This is a genomic window from Okeania sp. SIO3B5 (genome assembly GCF_010692555.1).
GTDB lineage: Bacteria > Cyanobacteriota > Cyanobacteriia > Cyanobacteriales > Microcoleaceae > Okeania.
Genome location: NZ_JAAHHG010000725.1, coordinates 1 through 4,053, shown reverse-complemented (window position 1 = coordinate 4,053; position 4,053 = coordinate 1). Strand labels below are relative to the sequence as shown.

Sequence of the window (4,053 nt, the reverse complement as noted above, 5' to 3'; positions counted from 1 at the left end):
TTATATCATGTCCGGTTGAATACTTACACTTTGGAGGAGGTAAGGCAGCGGGAGCTGGAGGCAGGAGGCAGAAGCGGTGCGACCCCGCGGGGCGCGTCAGACGCAAGGGAATGCGCACCAAGAGAGGAAAGAAAAGGTTAGAAGGGAAAAGGTTTTTTATCACGCTATTATCCGGACATGATATTACTTGTGAAGATGTGGTTCATCAAGAGTGAAAAGCGCTGTAACTTCAGCAAATATAGTAGGGGTTAACGGCCGTTAACCCCTACAAATGGTGTATAATATCATGTCCGGTAGCATCGGAGCGTGTATAAAATTAAGGTGACAATGAAAGAAAACCTTCTGCCTCCCCCCCTTTCAAAGGGCAGGGCTGTTTCAAAGTATTGTAGATTAAAGATGAGCGGGAGAACGGGAGATGAGGGCATTGTGGAACAGTGAAATTTGCCAAAATTTGCCGATTTTGAGCGCGATTAAGCATCCCTTTTACTCTAACTAAAATGGTGAAAAGTCAACTTTTAATCATAAATTAAAAGCCCTCATCCCCGTGTTTCCGTGTCTCCGTGTCTCCGTGTCTCCGTGTCCCCGTGTCTCCGTGTCCCCGTGTCCCCGTGTCCCCGTGTCTATCGAGAATGAAACAGCCCTGCCTTTCAAAGGGGGGTAGGGGGGATGCCTCCTGCCTTCGGACAACCAAAGTCTAATTATTCAACCGGACATGATATAATTTCCTATGGGTGCGTAACATCATGCCCGGATCAGAGCGTGATCAAAAAACTTTCTCATTCTTTTCTTCTTTCTTCCCTCCTGAATTGCAGAATTGCTGAATTCTGAGTAGTTTATTTATAACTGTTCAACCGAACATGATATAAGTCCTGTATTTATCAATCGCTAGGATTTTCCAGATCCTTTACAGCATCTTCTGTACGTTCATTAGTATTCTTGGGCTTCAACCAATCAGGCCATAGCCCAACTATGAATTTTCGGCTTTGCAAGCTAGCATTTTGAACTGGTTGAGGCACAAATTCAAAACTGTCACCAGCAATTACAAAAACTACACTCACGATGACAAATAGCCATATTAGATTCTTATTCATAAGTGATATTAATTGGATTTATTTGTTTAACTTTAGTATTCCCACTAGACATCTCCAGAAAAGAGGGAACAGGGAACAGGGAACAGGGAACAGGGAACCCACCCCTAGCCCCTCCCAGGAGGGGAACAATTGATAATTTCTGGATAATAATTGATTGTCTTTTTGATTTTTGGAGATGTCTACTACTTACAACAATACTTCATACAGCAGTTTTCGAGTTGATAAGGTACAAATTTTTATGCTTTAGGGAACAGAGAACATCGGATCTGGGAATGAATAAAAATTATAGATTAGTCTCAAACTGCAGATACATCAAGCCCGGCAATTCCCCGCAAAAGTCGGGAAAACCTTTCATAGCAATGTGACGGCACCTCACGCTTCCTAAAACTTACTGTATCAAATAGATAAAATAAACAAAGGCAGAGAGCAGAAGGCAGAGGGCAGAAAGAACAATCAGAACTTTAGCTGATGCTTTGATACAAAAAAAACTATGTAGTAAATTATCTGCAAGCGGGAGTAGAACATCAGGAATCAACTCACCTGGAGCTTATTGATCAGTAGAAAATATAATAGAAAGAAAAAAGTTAGGTAGGGCAGAAATAAAAAGACATTGGTAGCCTGTAAAAGTAGTGGTTAGTAAGTATATCCATTTTACTACTAGAAGTTAAACCTAAACAATCACTACTTGTTGATCGCTACCAAAATATTAACTTATAGATATTTAGATCTCAATTTTTGCTTGCCATTTTCATATTTTTTGCATAATTTTCTGCGTCAGTTATAAAATAAACGTTCTGAGCAGCAATACCCTCTTTTTCCATTAACCTCATTACGCCCAAGTGAAATGCACGGAGATCGCGCCCGTAACCAGAAGGAGTATGATATGAAACATATTTTATCTTGCGAGCATTACCTTCAATACCTTGGAAAATTATATAATGTTCCAGAAAATCTTCCATACTTTTAAATATTTCATCAACACCAGCCATTATCCTCTCTGCTTGATCTGCTGTAATGCCATCAATTTTTAAAGTTCCTGTTATCCCCCACTCATCAACATCAGCTCTGTTTTGAGACCAGTTATCTACAATACCACCAACCATTCGAGAATTGGGCATTTTAATGATCGAACCCCATTCCCATGAGTACAACTTTGTTGTTCTTAAACCGATTTCTGAAACCTGGAAAAAACCACTTAACCCTGTAACTGCTATCCAATCACCAGGTCTATACAACCCATCAGTATAGATAATTATAGCACAACACCAGTCATAGATAATGTCTTTGAACAACAAACCTAAAGCAACACCAGCACCGCCAAGTAAACCAATCAGAGCTCCTGCAGATGCTCCTAAAAATACTTCTGCTCCTTTAATACATACTACAACAATTGCTGCAATCCGAAATAGTCTAGGGAAATAGGGAACCAGCAAATCATCAAGGTCTGTCTCAGTATGAATAGTTAGATATTGTAATAGTTGACCTAACAAAGGAGCTGCACGATAAATCACATTTGCTACCAGAGCAATAGCAGCTAAACCGAGAACATCAGTTATAATTCTGTTTAATTCAGGACTGACATACTCTATTAAAATTATATGCACTGCCCAAAACCCACCAAGTAAAACTAACCAGGTTAAGGGTTCTTTAATAATAGCAATCAATTGATCGTCTATATCAGATTCAGTGTTAGAAGCCAGACCTTCAATACTTTTAATAATTACTCCAGCAATCAATCCCTGAAGTATCAGTGTTAATAGCAACACCCCTAGTGCAAATAATAGTTTATATGCCGATAGGCCAAAAATATTGATTTCTCCAAGACTATTCCAAATTTGTTCTAATACGTCCATTTTTTTTCCTCAGCTGAGAGATTTTTGATAAGGATAAGGTACTTTACCTAGTCTACAGAAACTAAATTCTAGAGTCTAGCAAGACGCCAAATTAAGATCGATACTTACAGTAGCAAAAAAACTGTTGATCGAGATACTGTTAATATAATATTTTAATATGACCATTTCATCATCATAGAATTATTAAGAGAAGGGATGGTTTAGAGGGCAAATTAAATTTAAAATAATACAGGCATTATCCTGCAAATATAGAATACTTTAATTTGTTCTGACAATCTCTTTTGCTTGATGCAAATAATACCAGGCGCGATCGATGCTTGTTACAAATAGTATCAGTAAGGAAGAAGTAACAGAGCAGAACTCAGAAATAATAGACAAATTAGAAAAAGAGGAAAAACTATTGAAATAGGTAGTTTAGAGGATTGGAGAAGTTCTTTATTAGACATAAATTTTAGTCTTTTTTTATATACCATTATTTTTCATTGGTATAATTATTTACATCATGATTGTTTAAAGAAAATCGAAAATCACTTAATTTTTTTAGTTAGCTGTACTATTTTAGATATACTATACAGAGCTACGAAGCTATGTTATATGTAGATTATTTAAGTAATATCGGAGAACGGAGAACTAATACTACAGATAAATAAATAGGTTAGTGCAATAAAATCAATGTACATTTTATAGCTGATTTGTAAACTAAGCTGAACCCCCCTTTCTAGCTTAAGCTTGCTAGAAATTATGCCCAGAGGGCTTAGATATGGCTAGACCTTTGCACTGTAAAGTATTCATCCTCTTAATATTGACTTTATAGATCGACTCTTAGTTGTGTAGAAAGTTAGAAATAAAGTATTGATAAATTGTCAGTTGATTTTGACATTTTCTTACTTATTTTAATTTTTTAATGTTTAATATCATGTCCGGTTGAACAGTTATAAATAAATAACGACTTAGGAGTCAGGAGTCAGGAGTCAGGAGTCAACCCACCCCTCGCCCCTCCCCCTCCAAACCCACCCCTAGCCCCTCCCCATCCCAAGCACACACGTCCGACCTCCAGCCACCACGCCGGCCCGACCTCGTATGCCGGATTCCACTTGAAAAAAAAAAAA

Annotated in this window: 3 protein-coding genes; 1 reads left to right on the top strand and 2 read right to left on the bottom strand. The window is 37.8% G+C overall.

Annotation, left to right across the window (positions count from 1 at the left end):
• Nucleotides 1-215, top strand: a 215-nt coding sequence (locus tag F6K54_RS41540; RefSeq protein ID WP_293090338.1) for a hypothetical protein, incomplete at its 5' end; no start/stop codon positions are given.
• Between the two features lie 663 nt (nucleotides 216-878).
• Here the strand turns inward: F6K54_RS41540 and F6K54_RS41535 are convergent.
• Nucleotides 879-1,091 (bottom strand): hypothetical protein, encoded by a 213-nt coding sequence (locus F6K54_RS41535; RefSeq protein WP_293090337.1) that lies wholly within the window; start codon nucleotides 1,089-1,091, stop codon nucleotides 879-881.
• A 728-nt stretch (nucleotides 1,092-1,819) separates the two neighbouring features.
• Nucleotides 1,820-2,944, bottom strand: a complete 1,125-nt coding sequence (locus F6K54_RS41530) for a mechanosensitive ion channel family protein (protein WP_293090336.1) — start codon at nucleotides 2,942-2,944, stop codon at nucleotides 1,820-1,822.
• Between the last annotated feature and the right edge of the window lie 1,109 nt (nucleotides 2,945-4,053).